Here is a 19361-nt window from a genome sequence, read left to right on the forward strand (position 1 = left end):
ATCCTCAGAAGGTCAGCGTGACGGTTTTCGGCGCACCCCGCCCGACGAGGGCGGAGAGCTGGAAGATGCGGACGGTGACGCTGTCGCCGGGGCCGAGCGGCGCGCCCCAGTCGGCGCTCTGCTGGGCGGCGGTGTAGACCGCGTTGGTGGTGGCGGTGCTCAGCACCCGCTTCACGGTGGCGCCGTCGAGGATCTCGATCTCGTAGGCCTCCAGTTCCTCGCCGAGAGGCACCTCGAGTCCGCCCCAGCTGTCGGCCGCGAGAGCTCGGGACCGGCGCGTCCAGCGGATCGTCAGATCGCCGGGCGTGCGCGGCCTGCGCCACGGCTGCTCGACATGGGCGACCGAGAACGGCCGCAGCCCAACGCCCTCGGACGCGAAGGACTGCGCGACGTAAGTCTCGTCGCTGACCGAACGGCTGGCCGGACCGATGCGCCAGTTCCACGGGATGCCGAGATCGGCCTCGGCGATCGGCAGGGACGCGAGGCTGTCGTCGAGCACCACCACCCGCGCGCCCGCAGGCGCCGGATTGCCCATCGCGCCTTCCGTGCCGCGCTGGCCGCGGAGGAGTCGGGTCAGGCGATACCGGCCGGGCGCGAGAAGCTCCGCCGCACCCGCCTGCACGATCTCCCAGACGCCCGGCGCGCTCTCGATGGCGAGCGCGTTCGCCCCGCCGAACAGCGTCAGGTCCGTGACGCTTTCCAGCGTGCCGGTCAGCAGATCGACCACCAGCGCATTGCCGAGATCGAAGCGCGACGTGGGGCCCGCGTAGAGGTCCGAGACCAGCGCCCCGATCCGGGCGCGGCTGCCGAAGGTGGTCAGCAGCTCGAAGCCATCCGTCGAAGGGCTGCGGAACACCGCCATCTCGCCGGGCCACGGCGCGGCATGCGCCGCGACAAACGGCCGATGCGCAGGCTGGTCCTCGGTCAGCTGCGGCAGGTCCATCAGCAGCGCATCCGGCGCGCCGAACACCACGGCCCGCGTCAGCGACGCCGCGCGGGGATCGCCGGGCGGCAGATCGTAGGTCGCGCGGTCCTGGCGCACCGCCTCGATGCCGCGCGCATCCGCATCTGCGATGGAGACGAGGCGCAGCGGAATGGACCGGCCGTCGTGTTCCAGCGCCACGACATCGGCAGGATCGAGCGCCAGCCGCGACGGTGGCAGGCGAAACACCGCGCTCTCGCGGCCCGTCCAGGCTTCCATCAGCGCGCGGCGACAGCGGCGCTCGGCCTCCTCGGGCGGCACGGCCATGGGGAAGGTCTCGGAGGAAATGCGCGTCGTGTCGACGGTGATGCGCCGCGCCTCGACCTGCGCGGCCTCGTAATCCTCGTCGGCGCGGGCGACCTGCCACTTCAGCGCCTGCGGCAGTTCGGTCTCCTGGCCGCGGGTGAACTCGAGGACGTCCCCTTCCTGCGCGGCGACGAGATCATCTGGAGAGAGACGCGCCACCGCCGCCCTGCCCCGCATGACAAAGCGGATCACGCCCTCGGTCTCGACGGCATCGAAGCCGAAGTGGCGCGCCAGCGTGGTGATCGAGGCGCGCGGGGACTCCAGCGCGTCGATGACATAGCCCTCGACCCCGCCCCATAGGCCCGAGACGTCGATGCGATCCTCGGGCAAACCGGCGCGCAGGCAGAGATGGCGAACCAGCGCCGCCAGCGAGACCGCCCCGAGGCGGCCGGTGAGCCAGTGCCCCAGCCGCCAGTTCTTGCCGTCCGTCCAGACGTCGGTCAGCGCCGGGAAGAACGGGTATGGCCGCGCGTCCCAGGTCCAGGCGGCGCAGTCGGCAAGGTCGACCATCGGGCCGCCGTAGACAGAGGAGACCGGGTTGTTCGCCGCCTCGCCCCAATACAGGCAGGTCGCCTCCAGATAGGCGCGCTGGATCGCGTCGTCGCGCCAGCCGCGGGAGAAGTATGGCGTGAAGCTCTCGGAGGACTTCGGGTCGAAGAAGACGTTGGGCTGGTTGGTGCCGCGGTCGATGGCGGGACAGCCAAGCTCGGTGAAACGGATGGGCTTGGACTCCGGCACCCATGCCGTGGGCGTGCCGGCCTCCACCCCGCCCGGGCGGTCGTAATGCGGGTTCGACCACCAGCTGCGCAGATCCTTGGTGCGAAAGACCCACGGCTTGCCCGCCGCGCCGTCGGTGATGGGCGTGCGGACCTGCGCGGCGCGGTCAGCGTCGGAGGCATAGAACCAGTCGTGGCCTTCGCCGCCAGCGATGTTCGCCTGCAGGTAGGCGCGGTCATAAATCGCGGGCCAAGCAGCCTGCGCATCCGCATGCTCGAAGCCGTCGCGCCAGTCGGAGAGCGGCATGTAGTTGTCGATGCCGACGAAATCGATGTTGGCATCCGACCAGAGCGGGTCGAGGTGGAAGAACACGTCGCCATTCGGCGGGTCGCTCGAACCGGTGGCGCTCCCCGCCTCATCATCCCCCGGCTGGTGCCCGAAATACTCGCTCCAGTCCGCCGCGTAGCTGATCTTCGTGGAGGGCCCGAGGATGGCGCGGACGACGGCGGCGAGATCGCGGAAGGCCTGCACCGCAGGATAGCTGGATGCGCCAGAGCGGATCGTGGTCAGCCCGCGCATCTCGGAGCCGATCAGAAAGGCATCGACCCCGCCCGCCGCCACGCAGAGATGGGCGTAATGCAGCACCATGCGCCGCAGGCCCCAGTCGCCCGGATCGCCGATCCAGGAGACATTCTCGCCCGAGACCGCGAAGTCCGAGGGGCTGGCATTGCCGAAAAAGGCGGCCACCTGGGCCTCGGCCGCCGCGGTCTTGTCCACGGAACCCGCATAGCCCGCCGCCGGCGAGCAGGTGATCCGGCCACGCCAGGGAAACGCCGGCTGGCCGATCTCGGCGGCGTTGTCCGAATACGGGTTCGGCAGGCTGTTGTCCTCCGGCACGTCCATCAGGATGAACGGATAGAACGTCACGCGCAGCCCGCGCGCCTTCATCTCCTTGATCGCCTGCACCACGGCGAAGTCGGCCGGCGTGCCGCCATAGACCGGCCGGTTCTCGGGATCACGGCCGACGAGATAGGCGGCGGACCGGCTCACGCCGTTCACAGACCACGTCTGCGGGCTCGTGGACTTCTCCGCCACCTCGACGCCGGGCCGCACCTTGCAGGAGCCCGCGCGCAGGTCGTCGCCGAACCAGGCGACCACGAGGCTGACGCTCTCCAAGTGCGGCGCGCTGGCCTGCAACCGGTCGAGCGCCACCACCATGTCGGCGGTGTCCGAAAGCGCGTTCAGGTTCTCCGGCTCCTGCGCCCCGCTGCTGCCCTTGCGGATGCCCTCCGTGGCATAGGTGAACTCGCCCGAGGCCGGGATCATGGTGACGGCCTTCACCAGCCCCTCGGCCGTGTCGGGATCGGCAAGCGGCCGGAACACCTCGAAAGAGAGCTGCGGCAGGCGGTTGCCGTAACTGCCAAGCGGCAGGTCCTCGAAGACCACATAGGCCGTGCCGCGATAGGCGGGCGTATTCTCCGTCCCCATCTTCGCGGCGATGAACGGGTCCGGGGTCTGCGCCTCGTCGCCCGGATACCAGCGCCAGGTGACGCCGGAGAGGTCCATCGGATTGCCATCCGCCCAGATGCGGCCGATGCCGGTGATCGGACCCTCGCAGAGCGCCACGGCGAAGCTGGCATAGTAGAGATACTCTGTGGTCTTGACCTTCGGGCCGCTGCCCTTCCCGCCGCCCTGGGTGGTGGTCCTGGTCTCCTCGCGGAAATCCGTGGCCCAGATGATGTTGCCGCCCGTGCGCATGCGGCCAAAGACGCGCGGGATCACGGCGCCTTCGGTGGCGGAGGTGATCCGCAGGCTGTCGAGCCGCGCGCCCTCGATGCGCTGAGCCGGCGCCAGCGAGGAAGCGATCCAGTTGTCCACGACCGAGCCGATGCCGGCCCCGATGAACTTGCCGATGGTGACGGCGCTGACGCCAAGGAAGGTGCCACCGATCGAGCCGCCAATGGCGGCGCCGGCGGCACCGAGCACAAGTGTGGCCATGCGTGGTTCTCAGGATTCTGGAAACAGGAAGGCGAAGGCGATGCGCCGCTGCCAGGGGAACGTCAGCGGTTCCTCGATCACCCCGAGCCGCTCACAGGCATGGATGAAGCTGTCGGGACCGGTCAGGATGCCGACATGCTTGGCGATGGCGCGGCTATCCATGCGAAACAGCACCAGCGCGCCGGGACCGGCCTCAGCGGGCGGCACCTCGATCATCACGGCACGCGCGCCTTCGGCCAGAACTTCGCGCGGGCCCATCTCGCCCCAATCCCGGCTGTAGGGCGGGATTGGCAACGGCTCGGGGCCGACCACCTCGCGCCAGACGCCACGGGCCAGCCCGAGGCAGTCGCAGCCGACGCCCTTGAGGCTGGCCTGGTCGTGATAGGGCGTCCCGAGCCAGGAGCGCGCAGCGGCGATGACACGCTCAGGCTCCACGCTGGCTCTCGTGCATCGCGATGCGATGCATTGCCGCCCGTCATTTCCACGGGAAACGACGCTAGTCATAGCACGCTCCCGTCGTGGCCACCGTCCTTCGTCGCATAGCGCAGGATGGTGTCCTGGCCGGGGATATGCGGGAAGCCGCGGAAGTTGGCGGTGTTGGCGAACTTCGCGCCGCAGGTCTCGATCCGCTTGTCGCAGCCCGCGCGGAGGATGAATGCGTCGCCCTCGCTGATCGCACGCACCGGCGGCTCGAGCAGCGTCAGCACCGCGACACCGTCGGTGACATCATGGCCCAGCACCTCGGCCCGACGCCCCGCATTCGCGCCACTCGTCCACTCGATGGTGCCGTAGCTGAACCAGCCGGCCTCGAAGCCGCCAAGCCCCGAGGCGGTGAAGGCCCGGTCGCGCAAAAGACCAACGACAGCACCCACGCCCTTGAAAGCCGGGTCCTCGAGATCGACCCCGCAGCGCGCATCGCCAAGTGCAGCATCGCAACTCGCCTGGAAGGTCCGCCCCACCGTCTGGCCCAGCACATGAGCGAGCGAGCGCATCTCGGCCACGAAGGCCAGCCGCCCGCGCCGGATCTCGCCAATGGCCCCGCGCCGCATCAGCACGCGCTGGCTCGTGTCGGCCCAGTTCACCCGCCAGACCTCCACCTCCGCATTGTCCCAGCGGCCATCAAGGATGTCGGTCTCGGTAATCCGCTCCGAGGTCAGCACGCCCTCGGCGTCCTGCGCATCGACGGACAGGTCCGAGCCCGACCGCACCTCGGAGGCCGTCAGCCCGCTTTCCGGCTCGAACTCCGTGCCGTCGAAACTGAGCGTCCGGTCGTGATCGGTGAAGCCGAAGGTCATCCCGTCGGCGCGCGTGATCCGCCACGCCCAAGCGAGCGTGGTCGTGCCCTCGTCGAGATGGGCCTGCAGTTCGGGCGAGAGGGCTTTCACCTTCTCCCCCAGCCGCGCAGCAATGCCAGAGAGGCCAGCGCGGAGGAGACGACGCCTCCGCCTGCACCGACCAGGGCGTAGAGGTTGAACGGCTTCAGATCGAACGTCCCCGTGGCGAGGTCGAACTCCGCCAGCCCGGCCATCGCCAGGCCCGAGGCCGCCAGGCAGGCCAAGTAGACCAGCCCGCGTGCAAGATTCCAACTCATGATGTTGCCCTTCCCTTGAAGTATGCCAGCAGCTTGCGCCACCACGTCGGCGCGACAACGGGCGGTGCCGGCACCGGCGCGCTTGCGGGGCGCAACAGCGCCATGGCCTCGTCCTCGGTGAGCCGCCGGATCGGCCGCGAGACATCCACCCGGCCAGCGCGGTCCACGGACCAGACCGGGATAGGACCGCTTGGATAACGGCCATCCCGGAACAGGTCGCGCTCGGCTTCCCGGCGCGGGATGATCGCGGCCGGTCGCCGCCAGTTCAGAAACGCGTTGGCGGCTGCAACGCGATTACCGGCATTGAGGTGCCGGGTCAGCGCCGCGCGGGCGATGCCGCCGGTGTTGTAGTGAAACGAGACCAGCGCATCGAACTCGTGCGGCGCGAGCGGAACGGTCACGGCGCGCCGGACATCCGCCTCGTAGCGCGCAAGGTCGGCGCGGAATATCCGGAAGGCCTCGCGGATCCACGCGTTCAGATCGTCGGGCATGCCGCGCGGCATGGCCTCCGGATCGGGCGGCCCGGCGGCGGCCGTGTGGCCGATCCCGAAGGTCCATGTGCCCGTGGCATCGAGATAGGGCCCCGGCACGATGGCCTCAAACCGGGCAAGGGCCACGAGGCCCCGGTCAGTCATCTGCATGGCGTCACCCCAGAAGCGAAAGGAGCAGGATCAGCACCGCCACGGCGAGGCCGATGCGCAACTGATGCGCGAAGGCGGCGCGCGGGTCGTCGGCGGCACGCCGCAGGCTGCGCAGAACACGGATGAACTCAGTCATCGCGGCCCTCCCGCGCATTGCGCAGCCGGGCCAGAACCAGCTCGATCACAGCCGGGCCAAAGACACCCACCAGGTAGGCCGCCGATCCCGCTGCCCCGCCCGCCGGGATGGCTTCGGGCGGCAGGCCGAGCCAGGAGGTGATGAGAGCCATCGACAGGCTGCCCATCCCCGCTGCGATCAGCCCGCCGAGCAGGATGTGGCGCAGCGCGTCGCGCAGGCGCATCTTCGTGGTCAGCGCGTTGGTCGCGCCGCCAAGCCCGCCCCAGACCGCGAGGATCACGGCCGTGGACGCGGCAAGTTCGCGCAGCACGGCGTCGAGGAAACTGCCGGAATCGCTCATCGCCGGATCTCCAGGAGCGGGATGGAGGTGATCGAGCCGAGCCGCTCGAGGTCGAGGGTCACGTCCAGCGCGTCGGTGTCGAAACGCACCGGCACGTCGAACTCGAATCCGGCGGTGACGGCGGCGCCCATTGCTGGGGCCATGTCAAAGGTCACGACGCCGGTGGTCGCATCGACCGACCAGCCGCCGAGCTGCTCCGCGCCGTCGAGCGCGACGCGCACCGTGCCAGCGACCGGTTTCGCGATGGTCCGGGTCCAGGATTGCGCGCCGGAGGCGTAGGTCTTCACCAACTGGAATGCCGTCGCCTCCCCGTCGCCGGTGCCGATCAGCTGGTCGGTGGGCGCAGGGGTGCCCGACGGCAGGCAGGACTTGTAGTCGGCCCAGTCCTTGAAGCGGAAACCGTAGAGCCGGCCGTTGCGCGCCTCGAAGAAGGCGACCACGGTGGCGAGATCGTCGGCCCGGCGAATGCCATAGGCGACATCGTAGCGACGGCGCGAATTGGCCCAACTGGCATTCCGCTCCTCGTCGCCCGAGGCGAGCTCGACGATCTGGGTGCGCCGTTCGGGTCCGCCGCGCGCGCCGCGGCTGATGTCGTCCGGAAACCGGACCTCATGGAAGGCCATCAGTTTTTCTCGTGTGGAAGGGAATAACAGGGCCCGCGCCATTCGTTCCCGCCAACTGCAGCGGCTCATCTCTCGCCGAAAGGATCCGGTGACGGAGAGAAGTCCGACTTGCGCATGAAACGGGTCGCGTCACGGGGATTTCGGAGGGAAAACCTCCACAAATTCAATGGAGGGCCCCCGCATGCTCGAGCTTACTCTTGCGCTTATTCTGTTTCTTTTCCCGCTCGCCTACAGTCCCGGGCCAGGCAACATGTTCTTCGCGGCCATCGGCGGGCGGTTCGGGTTGCGGGCCTCGGTCCCGGCAACGATCGGGTATCATCTGGCGACCTTCGTCGTAACGGCCGCGATCGGCTTCGGCTTTGCCGGTGTCGCCCGCATGAGCACCGAAGTCTTCGACCTCATGCGTTATCTCGGGTCGGCCTATATTTTCTGGCTTGCGCTGAAATTCCTGCGCGCGGGCGCCACGGACGACGACAAGGTTGCTCGGCGCGCAACGGTCATGGACGGCGCAGTTCTTCTGCTTCTCAATCCGAAAGCGTATCTGATCATCGCATTGATGTTCACTCAGTTCCTACCGGTCGACGCCAATTCCGACGCCGGGCTCGTTCTCTGGATCACGAGCGTTTTCACATTGAACAACTTCGTTGCTTTCACCGTCTGGACGATCGCAGGCGATGTGCTGATGCGACGGTTCAGGAGCGAAAGGAGCGCGCGCCCATTGAATATTGCCTCCGGGGTGATGCTTGCGGCCGTGGCGCTGTGGATCCTTTTCCAATGATCAGCGCTCAAAGCCCCCTCCGCCCAAGGGAAACCGCGCGGGCAATGTCGGCCGCGATCTGCGTGCGCGACTGCCGGAAACTCTCGGCGTCGCGGGCATTGATGTTGATGGTGACACCACCCGCGCCCCAGGCCTGCACCTCGCGCCGCGACAGCACCCGCTCGCCGCGTTGCAGGATGGCCGGCACCTCGTCGTGGCGCAGGCCGAGTGTCCCGCCGGAATGCATCCTTGGCGCAGCAGCGAAAGCCATGGCCGGAACCATGCGCGCGGCCCCGGCCGATCCCACCACGCCCCCACCATGCAGGACGTCGGCGAATATCCCGCCCGCACCGCCAAGGATGCCTCCGAGCGCGTCCGCGATCGGCCCCAGGATGAAGCGGCGCGCCCCGAGCTTTGCGAGGTCGGCCAGCAGCGAGGTGACGAGATCGCTGAAGTTCAGCTTGCCGGTCCTGACGAACTCACCCACCGCGTTCTCGGCCGACTGGAAGGCGCTGACGAGGCTCTGGCCGATGTCCCCGCCGATCTCGCGCGCCTTGCTGGCATACTCCGACAGCGCCTCCGTGACAGCCTGCCAACCAGTGGCCGCCTGGGCCGCACTCTCCACGTTGGCCGCAGCGGCGGCACGCGCGGACTGATCGGCGGTATCGAGGGCATCCGCGACCCGATCCGCGGCGGCGGCCGCCTCGTCAAGCGCGCCCGCACCCTCCTCCCCGCTCGTCCGCATCGCCGCGCGCAACGCCTCCACGGCCTCGCGCACGCCGTCGAAGGCATGGGCACGGGTCTCGGCCGCGCGGGCTCGCAGGGCATCGGCCTGGTGGCCGGCATTGCTCGCGGCGTGCTCCAGGTAAGAGGCATAGCTTTGCGCCCCGAAGACATCGATCCGGGCATCTGCTCCGATGCGCTCGGAGACCGCGTTGAAGGTCGGCCCGATCCGGGCAAGAAAGTCGGCCCATTTTTGCGAGAGATACGCCATGAGCCGCAGCCAGATAGCCTCGATATCGGCACGCATGGCGCGGAAGTCGTCGACAAAGGAGCTGACGGTAAGCTTGATCCCGTCCCAGACCGCGCGGGCGACATTGCCCATGAGTTCCAGCGCCTCGCCAAAACCGCCCGCGCCCCGCACGAGCCTGGTGAACTGGTAGATCAGCTCGCCCGCACCGACGATCAGCGCGCCGATCCCGGTGCGGATGATCGCGCCGCGCAGGAGCGTGAGCGCACCCGACAGGCTGAAGGTCGCGACACGGGCGGCAACGAACGCCGCGACCCAGCGCCCGGCCATGAAGGCCGCGAAGGCGATGCCGATGGCTGCGAGCCTCTCCAGATTGTCGGCCAGCAGGATCAGCCCCTCAGCCACCGTCGAGGTAGCGCCCGCCATCTGATCCCAGGTCCCGACCAGTTGCAGGGCGGCGTTGCCGATCAGCGTGAAGGCATCGCCGATGGTCGCCGGCATGCTGTCGGCTTCCTCGCGCAGCAGCTCGAGATTGCCGATCAGCGCCGTGCGGATGACATCGCCGGTAATCGCCCCCTGCTGGCCAAGGCTGCGCAGGCCCGAGACGGTGGTGCCAAGCTCGGAGGCCAGCAGTTCCGCAAGCCGGCCGCCGCTCTGGATCACGGTGTTGAGGTTGTCGCCGCTGAGCGTGCCGAGGGCCATGGCCTTCGACAGCGCGTTCTGGACCGAAGCCGCACGCTCCGCCCGCGCGCCCGAAACCACCATGGCGTTGTTTAGCGCCTCGGTGAAATCGAGGCTTTCCGCCGTCGTCAGCCCCAGTTCGCGCAGCGCCGTGGCGTTGGCGAGCCAGGATTCGGTGGTCTGCCCCAGGCTCGAATAGGTCCGGCGCGCCATGGCAGCGAGCCGGTCCATGACGGCTGCGCCCGCTTCCTGCGAGCCGGTGGCCAGATCGACCCGCGAGCGCAGGTCGGTCCAGGTATCGGCATAGGCGACGAGCTGGCGGGTGCTGATCGCCGCACCAAGAATGCCCACGACCCGGCGCACCACCGCGCCGGTGACATCGGCCTGCCGCTCGATCCGCCTGAAGTTGCTCTCGCCCGCGTCGCCCACGCCCTGGAACTCGGCCTTCACCTGCCGACCGCCCTCGGCGACGAGGCGGACGGAGACGCGTTTCTGGGCCATGGCTCATTGTTCCTGACGCGCGGGACGAGGCTTGTGGGCCGGGCTCATCGCTCCGGCCCCGGCGCCGACCGGGCACCGGACGCCATCTGTTCGTTGAGCTTGCGGACCATCACGGCCTCGATGTCGGGCAGGCATTCGGCAGCGATCAGCGGATCGACCCCGAGCGCCCGCGCGATAGTGAGTGCCGCCCCCATGTCCCAGCCGAGCACCGTGGCGCCGCCCATGCCGGTTGCGATGCGAAGCTGCCCGGTCAGGCGCTGTGCCAGATCCCAGACCTGCCAGCCTTCGAGTGTCAGAGGCTGGTTCACCCGCGCCGGGCAGTCCGGGCACGGGCCTTCGCAGGCCGCGCAGTAGCTTTCGCCCCCGCCGAAGTGCCAGTCTGCGAGGGCGCGGAGGCGTTTTTTTCCGCGTCCAGCATCAGGTGCGGCGCGAGGCAGCGGGTCTGGAAGGCCTCGAACACCGGCCAGATGTCCAGAAGCGCGTCGATCCCTTCCGGTGTGACGGGAACGGGATTGCCGTCGGCATCGCCGACACCTTCCCAGCCGGTGACCACGCGGCGGGCGACCGCCTTCGCCATGACCAGCGCCTGCTCCTCCTTGCTCGCCCCTTCGGGCAGCGCCTCGACAACTGGGTCGTTGCGCGCGGCGACCATGATCGCGGTTGTGACGGGCAGGAGGTGCAGGCGCAGGCCGGGGCCCAGATCGAGCCATTTCGGCCCGCTGGAAAGGTCGAGACGGATCATGGTCAGTAATTCTCCACATCATTGACGAGGGTGACGGTGCACATCCGCCCGAGCGTCGCGTCGCGAGCGGCCTGCCAGTCGAAGCTGGCCTGCACGCCCTGCGGCCCGGAGATCTCGATGCGCGGGCGCGGCAGATAGACGGCGTGGACGGTGAAGGTGAAGCTCTGGCCCGAGGTCAGGCCGTAGGCGAATTCCAGCTCGCAGGGGGTGCCACTGATCGCCTGGCTGACGAGCGTGCTGTCGGCAAAGCGCACCTCGGTGCGGCCGGTGAGCGCGGCGATCGAGGGATCGGCGCCGTCGATCATGCCGTCCGCACGGATGGTCTCGATCCGGTCGAGATTGTTGGCATAGGTGATCTCGGTCGAGATCACGTTGCCCAGGGCGGTGCCGTTGCGTTTGATCGAGCCGTTGAAATGGCCGAAACGAATCAGGTCGAGCTCTGCCGGCGTTCCCGCACCGCTCGTCGTGGCCACCGTCTCGCCCTGCGCCACCAGCCGCGCGGTGGCGGTGAGCAGGCCCGAACGCTGCATCTGCCAGCTGAGCTGGTCCAGCACCACGCCGGAATACATGGCGTATCGCGGCACCTCGGGCATGGCGGTCTCGATCGCCATGCTGGGTAGGGTCCAGCTGCCGGACTGGAACGTATGGGTATATGGACCGGGCGAGCTTCCGGTGGTGGTCGGCGCCCCGAAGGCCGCCTTCAGCCAGAAGCCGAAGGCCTCGGCGTCGATCGGCACCACTACATCGCCATCGGCGGTCACTGCATCCTTGATGGGCGCAAGAGGATCACGGCCGTAACCCAGAAGCTCCGAGTTCAGCAGCGGCTGTTCCGCCCCCAGCGAGGTGCTGGCGAAGGGCATGCGGGTGAAGCCGCTCGCGGGCGGCGTTCCATAGGTCGTTTCGAACGCAAGCGCCATCAGCGCCCGCGCCCCCTGGGCTCGTGCCATGGTGTTCTCCTCGGGTTGTCGGGGTCAGGCCAGCTGGTCGGCCGTGGAATAGTGCAGCACCACCGGGATCACGGCGGCCTTCAGGCTGGCCGCGCCGTCCACCGGCAGATCGACGGGCTGCGGGGCTTCCGCCTCGACCCAGTCGCAGAGACCGCCGAGCGTGCGGTCGGCGGCGAGCGCCGCGCCGATACTGGCGCAGAGCGTATCAAAAGCCGTGTCCCGGCTCGCGCCCTGCACCACGGCCTCGATCTCGGCCCGGTGCTGGTAGTGATAGCGCAAGGGCGAGAGCGTCACTTCGGGCTCGCCAGGTTCGCCGTCGCGCAGGATCAGCAGCCCCTCGGCCGGCACGCGCTCGGGCAGCACCTCGCCGCGGAGCGCGGTGGCGGGCAACGCCAAAAGACGTGCGTGCAGCGCCGCCAGCGTGGCCTCGCGTGTACTGGGCATGAAGTCACCGAAGAAAATCCGAATGGCACAGCACCGGGCGTCGTCGCCCGGTCTTGATCGTAGGCCAACGACGGCGGACGTCCGCCGTCGATCAGACCGTGCCCGTTCCTTTGAAATTCTCGCACGAGTCAACGCCCCGAGCGGTCCCGGCCAGGAGGTCGTCGGCCAGCCTCATCAGTTCGTCCAAGCGCGGATCGCTCAACCGATACCGGACGAACCGACCGTCCGGTTCTCCGACAACCAGCCCGCATTCGCTCAGGCACCGCAGGTGGTTTGAGGCGTTCGACTGCGACAGGCCGGTGGCGCCAACGATCTCCCCAACCGAAAGCGGGCCGTCACGCAGAGCGGCCAAAATCGACATGCGCGAGAAGTCAGCCAAGCCGCGGAAAAGCTTCGCCCGCAACTCGACGACTTGAGCATCAGCCTGCTGAAGGATTCCGGTCTCGCTCGACATATCAGTCTGCAATGATATATAGCCTCGTCTGTCCACGGAAGATCGTAATGAGCGAAACGGCCACAATGAGCAACGCTGAGCACGCGCGCTACAGAGTCACCGGCATGGACTGCCCGTCATGCGCCGCGAAGATCGAGAAGGCGGTGCGGTCGGCCGGGGTCGAGGACGTGAAAGTCTCGACTGCCACGCAGATCATGACGGTGCATGTATCCGACCTGAGTTTGCAGCTGCCCGAAGTGGAGCGTGCGGTGTCGGGCATCGGCTACCGACTGGATCGGCTGGGCGGACCCGAAGCTGATCACGAGGGAGACATCGACGATCTTCCGAAGGACTTGAGCCATATCACCCCGGCCTACCGGCGTGCGCTGTGGATCGTGATCGTGCTGAACGTGGGCTACGGCCTCATCGAGATGGTTGGCGGCTTCATTTCCGGATCGCAGGCCCTGAAAGCCGATGCGCTCGATTTCCTCGGCGATGGCCTGATCACCTTCCTTGGGGTTCTGGCGATCGGCTGGAGCCTGGTCTGGCGAGCCCGTTCCGCTCTGATCCAAGGCTTGTTTCTCGGGGCGCTCGGTCTCGGGGTCCTCGCCAACACGGCCTACCGCGTACTGGTTCAGCAGCAGCCTGAAGCTGAACTGATGGGCCTGTTCGCCGTGATCGCGCTCGTGGTCAACGTGGTTGCCGTTCTGCCGTTGCTGCCCCACCGGGCCGGAGATGCCAACGTTCGGGCCGTCTGGCTGTTCTCGCGCAACGACGCCATCGGCAATGCAGCGGTCGTCGTGGCAGCGGGTCTGGTCGCCTGGACTAACACGGCATGGCCCGACCTCGTTGTAGCGGCAGTGATCGCCGGGCTGTTTCTGCAATCCTCGTGGTCGATCATCCGCGACGCGCGGGCCGATTTGCGGGTGGCCACGTGAGGCCACGCCGGTCACCGGGCTTCGGGCGCCGGATCGTGCAGGCGGCATCAGGACCAGAATACGATCTCTCGGCCGCCGAGATAGACGGGGCCTGTCAGGGCTCCAGATCCTTTTTCCGGCGCGTCCGACTATAGTTTCGCCTCCACCCAATTCGCCACGATCAGTCCCGGTACCGCGTCGTGCGCCCGCTCGGCATCCCTCGCCAGATCAAGCCGCTTCGGCAACTTGACCTGAGGTACCAGCAGGAAGATCGGCGCGGTGACCTTTCCGCGCCCGGTCTTCGAGCGCGACACCACCGCTTGGCCCTTCGTGTTCAACCGGCCCTCCGCCACCAGCAGGCTCGGTCCGGTGCGACGATAGACGAAGCGCAGGCGCAGGCCGCGTCGCCGCTCCCATTCGCCGGGGGTGATCCTGCCGCCGCGCAGGCCGCGGCCGGCGGCTGGCGTCGGGATCGCCAGCCAGAAGCCGTCCCTAGAACGGATCAGCGGTCCGGTATCGTGGGCGCCGACAATGACCGGGGCCTTGGACCAGACGAGCGCCGCGGCGTTCAGGCTTTCGCCGGCCTTCGGGTAGGTCTGGCTCCGGATCGAGTTCGCGAGCCGTCGCCCGAGCCCGGCGCCTGTGATCTGGCCGCGCCAGGCGGTCTTCAGCCCGGTGCCGGCCTCGCGCATGGCGGCGGTGACCGCCTTCTCGCCGGCCTTCACCTCTGCCGCCATGGCGGCGACGAGATCGGGCGCGATGTCGAGCTTCAGCTTCATCGCGATCAAGCCGGGCGCAGATCGACGGTCCAGACCAGCCGCTCGCGGTCGCGGACGGGCTCGCCCTGGATAAGGAAAGCCTCGCCGTCGATCTCGATCCGGTCGCCGGGACGCGGGTTCGCCACCTCCGCGAGGCGCAGATCCAGCCGAGTGGTTTCCGACCAGATGCGCGCGTCGCCGAAGCCGGTGACGTCGTCGGGTCGGCGCAGGATCGCGCGGACCAGCACCGGCGCGCCGCCCTCGGCGGTGTAGACCACGTCGCGTGCCAGGTGAGCGTCGGCGAAGAGCGCGTCGAGGGCGGCGTCGAAGACGGTCATCAGGTTCGCCGTGCCGAGCGCAGCACCTGCGGCCGGGTGCAAATCGGCAGCGGGTTGCTCTCGATCTCCAGCCGCACCCATTCGTCGCGGTCCCGGTCGGGGATCGTCCGGGCATAGAGCGGCTGGCCGAGGGTGTTCACCGTCTCGAAGGTGTCGGCCGGGGCGTAGTAGATCTCGAACAGCCCCTCGATCCCTTCGGGATAGAAGTACGCCTTGTCGGTCGGCACGGTGAAGCCGACGCCACCCCGGTAGCGGCGGAAGGTGATGCCGCCGAAGCTGACCTCATCGGCCACGCGGCCCCGCAGATCGGCTGCGGCGGCGGTGTTGAGGTAGGTCTCCCGCACCTCCTTGTGGGCCACGAGGTCGGCGAAGAAGGCCGAGCCGCATTCGGCGCGGATCTGCACGGCCCCGGCCGAGAGCCCGCCCATCGAGTCCTCGACGCTCTCGATCAGCGCCTGGCAGCGCTTGCGGAGCGCCCCGGAGGCCGGGCTCGCATTGTCGAGGTCGAAGTCGATCTCGGCCGCCGGTGTGATGCCGAACTCGGTGAAGTAGTTCACCACCGTCGCGTGGTCCTTGGGGTCCTTCACCAGTCCCTGAATGCCGTTCAGGAGATGGTATTCGAAGGTGGTCTCGGCGTCCTGGCGGAGTTTCCTGAGCCGATAAGCCACCTCGGTCTGCACCTGCTGGGTGGCGCTTTCGGAGCCGAAGTCGCGGACGGACTGGATCTCGGAGGCCCAGAGCACGTCCTGCTTCTTGAACTGGCGGCAGACGAAGGCGCGCATCTCGCGCCGGTCGGGCACTTGGCTCTCGTAGGCCGAGCCGCGCTCGGAGAACGGGATCAGCGAGAGTGTGCCATCGCGGCTCTCGATCACCACGGTGCGCGAGCGCACGCCGCGCGGGCTGAAGAGGGCCGAGCCCGAGAGCAGCGCGGGCTTGTAGGGGATGTTCTCGAGCGCACGGGTGAGCTCGACAATGGTGAAGGCATCGCCTTCGAAGATGTCCATGGTGGCCATGAGGATGCCTCCTGTCTGGAGCGCGCCCAGCAAAAGTGGATGCCGGTTTTGCGTCCGGGCGCGCGTGAATATGGGGATCGGGTCAGCGGACGAGGATGCCCGCGGCGAGGAGCGCCGTGTGTGCGGCCGCGATCTCGCCCTCGCTGGGGGTGCCCGCGAAGACGAGGTCGTGGCGGTTGACGATGGCGGGGCCGCGAATGAGCGCGACGGCCGGTGCGTCGCCACCGGACGCATCCGCCTTGCCCCAGAGCACCGCCACGGCTGTCTCGGTGCCGTCGACGGCGGCGGGATCGTGCGCGGCGTATTTGCCGGACGCGGTGATCTTGCCCAGCACCGTGCCGGGCTCAAGCGTGCCCGCGGCGACGGTGATCGTCTCGCGGGTGTAGTCGCGGAAGGCTTCCCAGACGAGGAAACCGCCGGGGTGCGTGCCTTCGACGAGCGTGGTCATGGTGTCATCCTTTCAGCTTGAAGGTGCGGGCGACGATCTCGCCCCAGGGGCGCGCGGCCGAGGACCGGCCGGGCTGCGGGTGATGGGGTGCGATCTCGGGCTCGGCCTCGGCCCTGGCGGCGAGGAGCACGGTGCGCACCTCATCGAGGCTCGCGTCCTCTTCGAGGAAACGGCCGGCCATCTGCGCCTGGCCGGCAAGGCGGCAGAGATCGATGACGGCCCGGGCGTGGCCAATGGCCTCGGCCCGGATCACGGCAGGATCCGGCGGCGCGCCGCTGGGCGGTGGCGTCTCGGCCGGCGGCTGAGGGGCGTCGGGGGCGGAAGCCTCATCGCCTTCGGCGTCCACGGCCTGCCCGTCTTCGGCAGCTTCGTCCGTCGCCTCGGAAACTTCGGGGGCGGCGGCGTCGGTCTGCTCGCCAGTGTCCGCTTCAGCTTCGACAGCCTCGACCAGCACCGGCGGGGCGTTGCGGAAGCGGCCGATGTCGAAGCGCGCGGCGATCCGGACGGGCTCGATCAGCCGGTCGGCGAAGCCCTGCGCCACGGCGTCCGACGCGTCGAACCATGTCTCGGCGGCCATGAGCGCGGAGACCTCTTCCGGCGTCCGGCCGGATTTCGCGGCATAGCCGGAGACGAGGCTGCCCTTCACCTTGTCGAGCGCCTCGGCCATGGCGCGCATGTCCTCGGCCGTGCCCATCACGAGGCCGGCCGGGTCGTGGATCATCAGGAAGGCGTTCTCGGGCATGACGATCTCGTCGCCCGCCATGGCGACGTAGGATGCGGCGGAGGCGGCGATGCCGTCGATCCAGACGGTGACCGTGCCCTCGTGGCGCTTCAGCGCGTTGTGGATCGCCACCGCGTCGAAGACCGATCCGCCGGGGCTGTTGAGCCGCAGATCGACAGGCGTGCCCTCAGGCAGCGCGCCCAGTTCTGCCAGAAACCCCTTCGCCGAGACCCCGTAGGCGCCGATCTCGTCATAGATTGCTACTTCCGCACCGGTCCCCCGGGCGCGGATCGCATACCAGCTTGCCATGTCGTCACTCCTGTTCGGTGGCCGGATCGGTCGTCGCCGCTCCGTCGTCCGTGTCGTTGCCGGCGCCGTTGCCGGGCTCGGCCCGCGTTGCCGGCGTCGCGCGGGCGCCCTGCGTCTCGCCGGGGCTCGTGCGGTAGCGAAGGCCGAGACCTGTCGCGCGGGCGGCGTCGGCGGCGTTCTCGCGGTCGATTTCCTCGATGTCGTAGCCGGTGGCCTCGACCACTTTGCGCCGCGACGTGATGCCGGCCTCCATCGCCAGCACCTGTGCCTGGATGTCCTTCAGCGGATCGACCCAGTCCCAGCGCGGCGGGATCCACTGCACCGGTCGCACCTCTGCCGGATCGGCCTCCAGCGCGCCCGACAGGACCGCGGTCTCCAGCCAGCGCCGCCAGACTGCCCGGCAGAGCTGGTGCACGATGACGCCATGCTGCAGCTGGCCGATGCGGCGACGGAACTCGACGAGTTCGGCCCTGAGACTCGAGTAGTTCGCTTGCCGGACATCGCCGGTGACGAGGTGATAGGGCAGCCCAAGCGAGGCCGCGACCGAGAGCAGCGTCCGGTACTGGAACGCCTCGTAGCCGCCGCCGACATCCGCCGGGGACGAGAACTTCACGTCTTCGCCGGGCAGCAGCACCTGCATCGTGCCGGGCTCGAGGCTCGCGATGGCCGCCCCGTCGAGATCCGCCTCCGCCTCTCCCATCATGGGCTCTTCCGGCGCGGTCTTGGTGATGAAGCCCGCGAACATCGCCGCGGTCTTCTTCCGGTCGAGCTCGGCGTCGTCGTACTGGTCGAGCAGGAACAGCCGCACCATGGCCGGCGCGATATGCGGCAGGCCGCGGATCTGGCCCGCATCGATCGGCCGGTAGATGTGCAGCACGTCCCCGGCCGGCACCCGTACCGTCTCGGGGATGACCGCGCCCTGATCGGTGCTGTCGCCCGGATGGCGGCGGCGGAAGTGATAGGCCACGCGCCGGCCGATCGCGTCGAACTCGATCCCGCAGCGCAGCCGGTTCCCGTTCGCCGCGGTGCCGGTCTTCTCGAAGGGCAGCATCTCCGATTGCAGGAGCTGCATCTGCAGTGGGACCGTCAGCTCGTCCTCGGCCCGGCGGGGCCGCAGCCGGACGAAGCACTCGCCGGCCACGAACATCTCCCGCGCCACCATGGCCTGCAGGCCGTAGAAGTCGGTCAACCCGTCCGCATCCGCCTCGTCGGTCCAGGCCAGCCAGAGCCGCTGGACGCGATCCCGCAGGGCCGCATCCTCGATCAGCGACGAGGGCTTGATCCCGTCGCCGACGAGGTTCGCGGCGAAGGCCTCGCAGGCGTTCGCCGCATAGCCGTTGGTGACCACGAGCTCGCGCGCCCGCGCCAGCAGTCGCGGCCCGCCCGAGGCCACCAGCGCGTTGATGTTCTCCAAGGGCGGGTTCCAGCCCCGCAGCCGGCGTCGCGCCATGGCCCCCTCGAGGCGGGCGCGCAGTCCGGAGGGACCGTGGCTCCGGGGGAGCCGCGTAAGCCCGGAGGACGCGGGGCCGCCGGTCGCCCGGCGGCGGAACCTGTCGAACAGCCCCATCGATCAGAGCCCCTTGCCGGTCGTCACACGGACCTGCCGCACGATCCGCCGCCCCTCGGCCGCCGCGATCTCCCGCTCCAGCGCCTCGATCGCCCGGTCGATCTCGGCCAGGCTACGGTACTCCACGGTCTTGCCGTCGTAGCTCACGCGGGCCACGCCCGAGGAGCGCTGCGCCAGAAGCGCCTCGCGGCGTGCGCGGAGCTCGGCGGCCGTGGCCATCGGATCACCTCATGTAGCTCGAGCGCACCATGCGCCGGCGAGATGCAATGCGCGGAGCGGTCGGCGCCGTGGTCGGCGTGGCTCCCTCGGGCTTCTCGCCCGCCGTTACCCCCAGCTGCGCCTCGAGATCGGCCCATCGCGCCTCGGGCCAGCGGTCGGCGCCGGCGATCCAGGCGGCAGCGCGCGCATAGACCCGGCAGTCCAGCGCCTCGTTGCGCTCGCGCATCTTCTGCCATTCGAGCCTCGCGAAGCCGCGGCGGTT

The 19361-nt window shown here is 69.0% G+C and carries 24 protein-coding genes; 2 read left to right on the forward strand and 22 right to left on the reverse strand.

The genetic code is table 11. From position 1 onward, the window contains the following. Positions 1-4: 4 nt before the first annotated feature. The 8 genes from NYR58_RS15080 to NYR58_RS15115 form a co-directional block, all read right to left on the reverse strand. A complete protein-coding gene (locus tag NYR58_RS15080; RefSeq protein ID WP_261521892.1) occupies positions 5-4003 on the reverse strand; it encodes a baseplate multidomain protein megatron in 3999 nt (1332 codons plus the stop codon). 9 nt (positions 4004-4012) lie between these two features. Then, a complete protein-coding gene (locus NYR58_RS15085; RefSeq protein WP_261521894.1) occupies positions 4013-4438 on the reverse strand; it encodes an NlpC/P60 family protein in 426 nt (141 codons plus the stop codon). 65 nt (positions 4439-4503) lie between these two features. Then, complete coding sequence (locus NYR58_RS15090; protein ID WP_261521896.1) at positions 4504-5388, reverse strand: DUF2163 domain-containing protein; 885 nt, start codon at positions 5386-5388, stop codon at positions 4504-4506. Continuing rightward, a complete protein-coding gene (locus NYR58_RS15095; protein ID WP_261521899.1) occupies positions 5385-5594 on the reverse strand; it encodes a hypothetical protein in 210 nt (69 codons plus the stop codon). The genes NYR58_RS15090 and NYR58_RS15095 overlap by 4 nt, the downstream gene beginning before the upstream one ends. After that, positions 5591-6235 (reverse strand): lysozyme, encoded by a 645-nt coding sequence (locus NYR58_RS15100; RefSeq protein ID WP_261521900.1) that lies wholly within the window; start codon positions 6233-6235, stop codon positions 5591-5593. The genes NYR58_RS15095 and NYR58_RS15100 overlap by 4 nt, the downstream gene beginning before the upstream one ends. 4 nt (positions 6236-6239) lie before the next feature. After that, a complete protein-coding gene (locus NYR58_RS15105) occupies positions 6240-6371 on the reverse strand; it encodes a hypothetical protein (RefSeq protein ID WP_261521902.1) in 132 nt (43 codons plus the stop codon). After that, on the reverse strand, positions 6364-6711 hold the full coding sequence (locus NYR58_RS15110) for a hypothetical protein (protein WP_261521903.1): 348 nt from the start codon (positions 6709-6711) through the stop codon (positions 6364-6366). Before NYR58_RS15110 ends, NYR58_RS15105 begins: the two co-directional genes overlap by 8 nt. Continuing rightward, positions 6708-7334, reverse strand: coding sequence for a DUF2460 domain-containing protein (locus NYR58_RS15115; RefSeq protein ID WP_261521904.1), 627 nt, complete (start codon positions 7332-7334; stop codon positions 6708-6710). The genes NYR58_RS15110 and NYR58_RS15115 overlap by 4 nt, the downstream gene beginning before the upstream one ends. 181 nt (positions 7335-7515) lie before the next feature. On the opposite strand from NYR58_RS15115, the gene NYR58_RS15120 reads away from it, so the two are divergent. Beyond that, positions 7516-8112 carry a LysE family translocator gene (locus NYR58_RS15120; RefSeq protein WP_261521905.1) on the forward strand — a complete coding sequence of 199 codons (597 nt, stop codon included), beginning with the start codon at positions 7516-7518 and terminating at the stop codon, positions 8110-8112. A gap of 7 nt (positions 8113-8119) precedes the next feature. Here the strand turns inward: NYR58_RS15120 and NYR58_RS15125 are convergent, their stop codons facing one another. The 6 genes from NYR58_RS15125 to NYR58_RS15150 form a co-directional block, all read right to left on the reverse strand. Next, entirely contained in the window at positions 8120-10243 is a 2124-nt protein-coding gene (locus NYR58_RS15125) for a tape measure protein (RefSeq protein WP_261521906.1), read from the reverse strand. A gap of 44 nt (positions 10244-10287) precedes the next feature. Then, complete coding sequence (locus NYR58_RS15130) at positions 10288-10551, reverse strand: DUF7697 family protein (RefSeq protein WP_261521907.1); 264 nt, start codon at positions 10549-10551, stop codon at positions 10288-10290. Then, on the reverse strand, positions 10548-10985 hold the full coding sequence (locus NYR58_RS15135; RefSeq protein ID WP_261521908.1) for a hypothetical protein: 438 nt from the start codon (positions 10983-10985) through the stop codon (positions 10548-10550). The genes NYR58_RS15130 and NYR58_RS15135 overlap by 4 nt, the downstream gene beginning before the upstream one ends. Before the next feature lie 2 nt (positions 10986-10987). Then, positions 10988-11932, reverse strand: coding sequence for a phage tail tube protein (locus NYR58_RS15140; protein ID WP_261521909.1), 945 nt, complete (start codon positions 11930-11932; stop codon positions 10988-10990). A 24-nt stretch (positions 11933-11956) separates the two neighbouring features. Then, positions 11957-12376: a hypothetical protein gene (locus NYR58_RS15145; RefSeq protein WP_261521911.1), complete on the reverse strand. Its 420-nt coding sequence runs from the start codon at positions 12374-12376 to the stop codon at positions 11957-11959. Positions 12377-12467: 91 nt separating this feature from the next. Beyond that, positions 12468-12830 (reverse strand): ArsR/SmtB family transcription factor, encoded by a 363-nt coding sequence (locus NYR58_RS15150; protein ID WP_013654510.1) that lies wholly within the window; start codon positions 12828-12830, stop codon positions 12468-12470. 47 nt (positions 12831-12877) lie between these two features. Between NYR58_RS15150 and NYR58_RS15155 the strand changes: the two genes are divergently transcribed. Further along, positions 12878-13747: a cation transporter gene (locus tag NYR58_RS15155; protein WP_013654509.1), complete on the forward strand. Its 870-nt coding sequence runs from the start codon at positions 12878-12880 to the stop codon at positions 13745-13747. A gap of 128 nt (positions 13748-13875) precedes the next feature. Here NYR58_RS15155 and NYR58_RS15160 read toward each other — a convergent pair whose 3' ends face one another. From NYR58_RS15160 to NYR58_RS15195, 8 genes are all read right to left on the reverse strand, one after another. Then, entirely contained in the window at positions 13876-14505 is a 630-nt protein-coding gene (locus NYR58_RS15160; RefSeq protein WP_261521917.1) for a DUF6441 family protein, read from the reverse strand. Between the two features lie 5 nt (positions 14506-14510). Then, positions 14511-14822 (reverse strand): head-tail joining protein, encoded by a 312-nt coding sequence (locus NYR58_RS15165; protein WP_261521918.1) that lies wholly within the window; start codon positions 14820-14822, stop codon positions 14511-14513. Continuing rightward, positions 14822-15835: a major capsid protein gene (locus NYR58_RS15170; protein ID WP_261521919.1), complete on the reverse strand. Its 1014-nt coding sequence runs from the start codon at positions 15833-15835 to the stop codon at positions 14822-14824. The genes NYR58_RS15165 and NYR58_RS15170 overlap by 1 nt, the downstream gene beginning before the upstream one ends. Before the next feature lie 82 nt (positions 15836-15917). After that, on the reverse strand, positions 15918-16283 hold the full coding sequence (locus NYR58_RS15175; protein WP_261521920.1) for a head decoration protein: 366 nt from the start codon (positions 16281-16283) through the stop codon (positions 15918-15920). Positions 16284-16287: 4 nt separating this feature from the next. Beyond that, entirely contained in the window at positions 16288-17313 is a 1026-nt protein-coding gene (locus NYR58_RS15180) for a head maturation protease, ClpP-related (RefSeq protein ID WP_261521921.1), read from the reverse strand. A 4-nt stretch (positions 17314-17317) separates the two neighbouring features. Then, positions 17318-18787: a phage portal protein gene (locus tag NYR58_RS15185; RefSeq protein ID WP_378074690.1), complete on the reverse strand. Its 1470-nt coding sequence runs from the start codon at positions 18785-18787 to the stop codon at positions 17318-17320. Positions 18788-18883: 96 nt separating this feature from the next. Next, positions 18884-19099, reverse strand: a complete 216-nt coding sequence (locus tag NYR58_RS15190) for a phage head-tail joining protein (protein WP_050475360.1) — start codon at positions 19097-19099, stop codon at positions 18884-18886. A gap of 4 nt (positions 19100-19103) precedes the next feature. Continuing rightward, positions 19104-19361, reverse strand: a 258-nt coding sequence (locus NYR58_RS15195; protein WP_261521923.1) for a phage terminase large subunit family protein, incomplete at its 5' end; no start/stop codon positions are given.

It is taken from the genome of Chelativorans intermedius (assembly GCF_025398255.1).
Lineage (GTDB): Bacteria > Pseudomonadota > Alphaproteobacteria > Rhizobiales > Rhizobiaceae > Chelativorans > Chelativorans intermedius.

Excerpts from the sequence above, each read along its gene's own strand:
- NYR58_RS15080 (WP_261521892.1), bottom strand. The coding sequence starts at position 4,003 with ATGGCCACACTTGTGCTCGGTGCCGCCGGCGCCGCCATTGGCGGCTCG.
- NYR58_RS15095 (WP_261521899.1), bottom strand. The coding sequence starts at position 5,594 with ATGAGTTGGAATCTTGCACGCGGGCTGGTCTACTTGGCCTGCCTGGCG.
- NYR58_RS15100 (WP_261521900.1), bottom strand. The coding sequence starts at position 6,235 with ATGCAGATGACTGACCGGGGCCTCGTGGCCCTTGCCCGGTTTGAGGCC.
- NYR58_RS15105 (WP_261521902.1), bottom strand. The coding sequence starts at position 6,371 with ATGACTGAGTTCATCCGTGTTCTGCGCAGCCTGCGGCGTGCCGCCGAC.
- NYR58_RS15110 (WP_261521903.1), bottom strand. The coding sequence starts at position 6,711 with ATGAGCGATTCCGGCAGTTTCCTCGACGCCGTGCTGCGCGAACTTGCC.
- NYR58_RS15115 (WP_261521904.1), bottom strand. The coding sequence starts at position 7,334 with ATGGCCTTCCATGAGGTCCGGTTTCCGGACGACATCAGCCGCGGCGCG.
- NYR58_RS15120 (WP_261521905.1), top strand. The coding sequence starts at position 7,516 with ATGCTCGAGCTTACTCTTGCGCTTATTCTGTTTCTTTTCCCGCTCGCC.
- NYR58_RS15125 (WP_261521906.1), bottom strand. The coding sequence starts at position 10,243 with ATGGCCCAGAAACGCGTCTCCGTCCGCCTCGTCGCCGAGGGCGGTCGG.
- NYR58_RS15135 (WP_261521908.1), bottom strand. The coding sequence starts at position 10,985 with ATGATCCGTCTCGACCTTTCCAGCGGGCCGAAATGGCTCGATCTGGGC.
- NYR58_RS15140 (WP_261521909.1), bottom strand. The coding sequence starts at position 11,932 with ATGGCACGAGCCCAGGGGGCGCGGGCGCTGATGGCGCTTGCGTTCGAA.
- NYR58_RS15145 (WP_261521911.1), bottom strand. The coding sequence starts at position 12,376 with ATGCCCAGTACACGCGAGGCCACGCTGGCGGCGCTGCACGCACGTCTT.
- NYR58_RS15150 (WP_013654510.1), bottom strand. The coding sequence starts at position 12,830 with ATGTCGAGCGAGACCGGAATCCTTCAGCAGGCTGATGCTCAAGTCGTC.
- NYR58_RS15155 (WP_013654509.1), top strand. The coding sequence starts at position 12,878 with ATGAGCGAAACGGCCACAATGAGCAACGCTGAGCACGCGCGCTACAGA.
- NYR58_RS15160 (WP_261521917.1), bottom strand. The coding sequence starts at position 14,505 with ATGAAGCTGAAGCTCGACATCGCGCCCGATCTCGTCGCCGCCATGGCG.
- NYR58_RS15165 (WP_261521918.1), bottom strand. The coding sequence starts at position 14,822 with ATGACCGTCTTCGACGCCGCCCTCGACGCGCTCTTCGCCGACGCTCAC.
- NYR58_RS15170 (WP_261521919.1), bottom strand. The coding sequence starts at position 15,835 with ATGGCCACCATGGACATCTTCGAAGGCGATGCCTTCACCATTGTCGAG.
- NYR58_RS15175 (WP_261521920.1), bottom strand. The coding sequence starts at position 16,283 with ATGACCACGCTCGTCGAAGGCACGCACCCCGGCGGTTTCCTCGTCTGG.
- NYR58_RS15180 (WP_261521921.1), bottom strand. The coding sequence starts at position 17,313 with ATGGCAAGCTGGTATGCGATCCGCGCCCGGGGGACCGGTGCGGAAGTA.
- NYR58_RS15190 (WP_050475360.1), bottom strand. The coding sequence starts at position 19,099 with ATGGCCACGGCCGCCGAGCTCCGCGCACGCCGCGAGGCGCTTCTGGCG.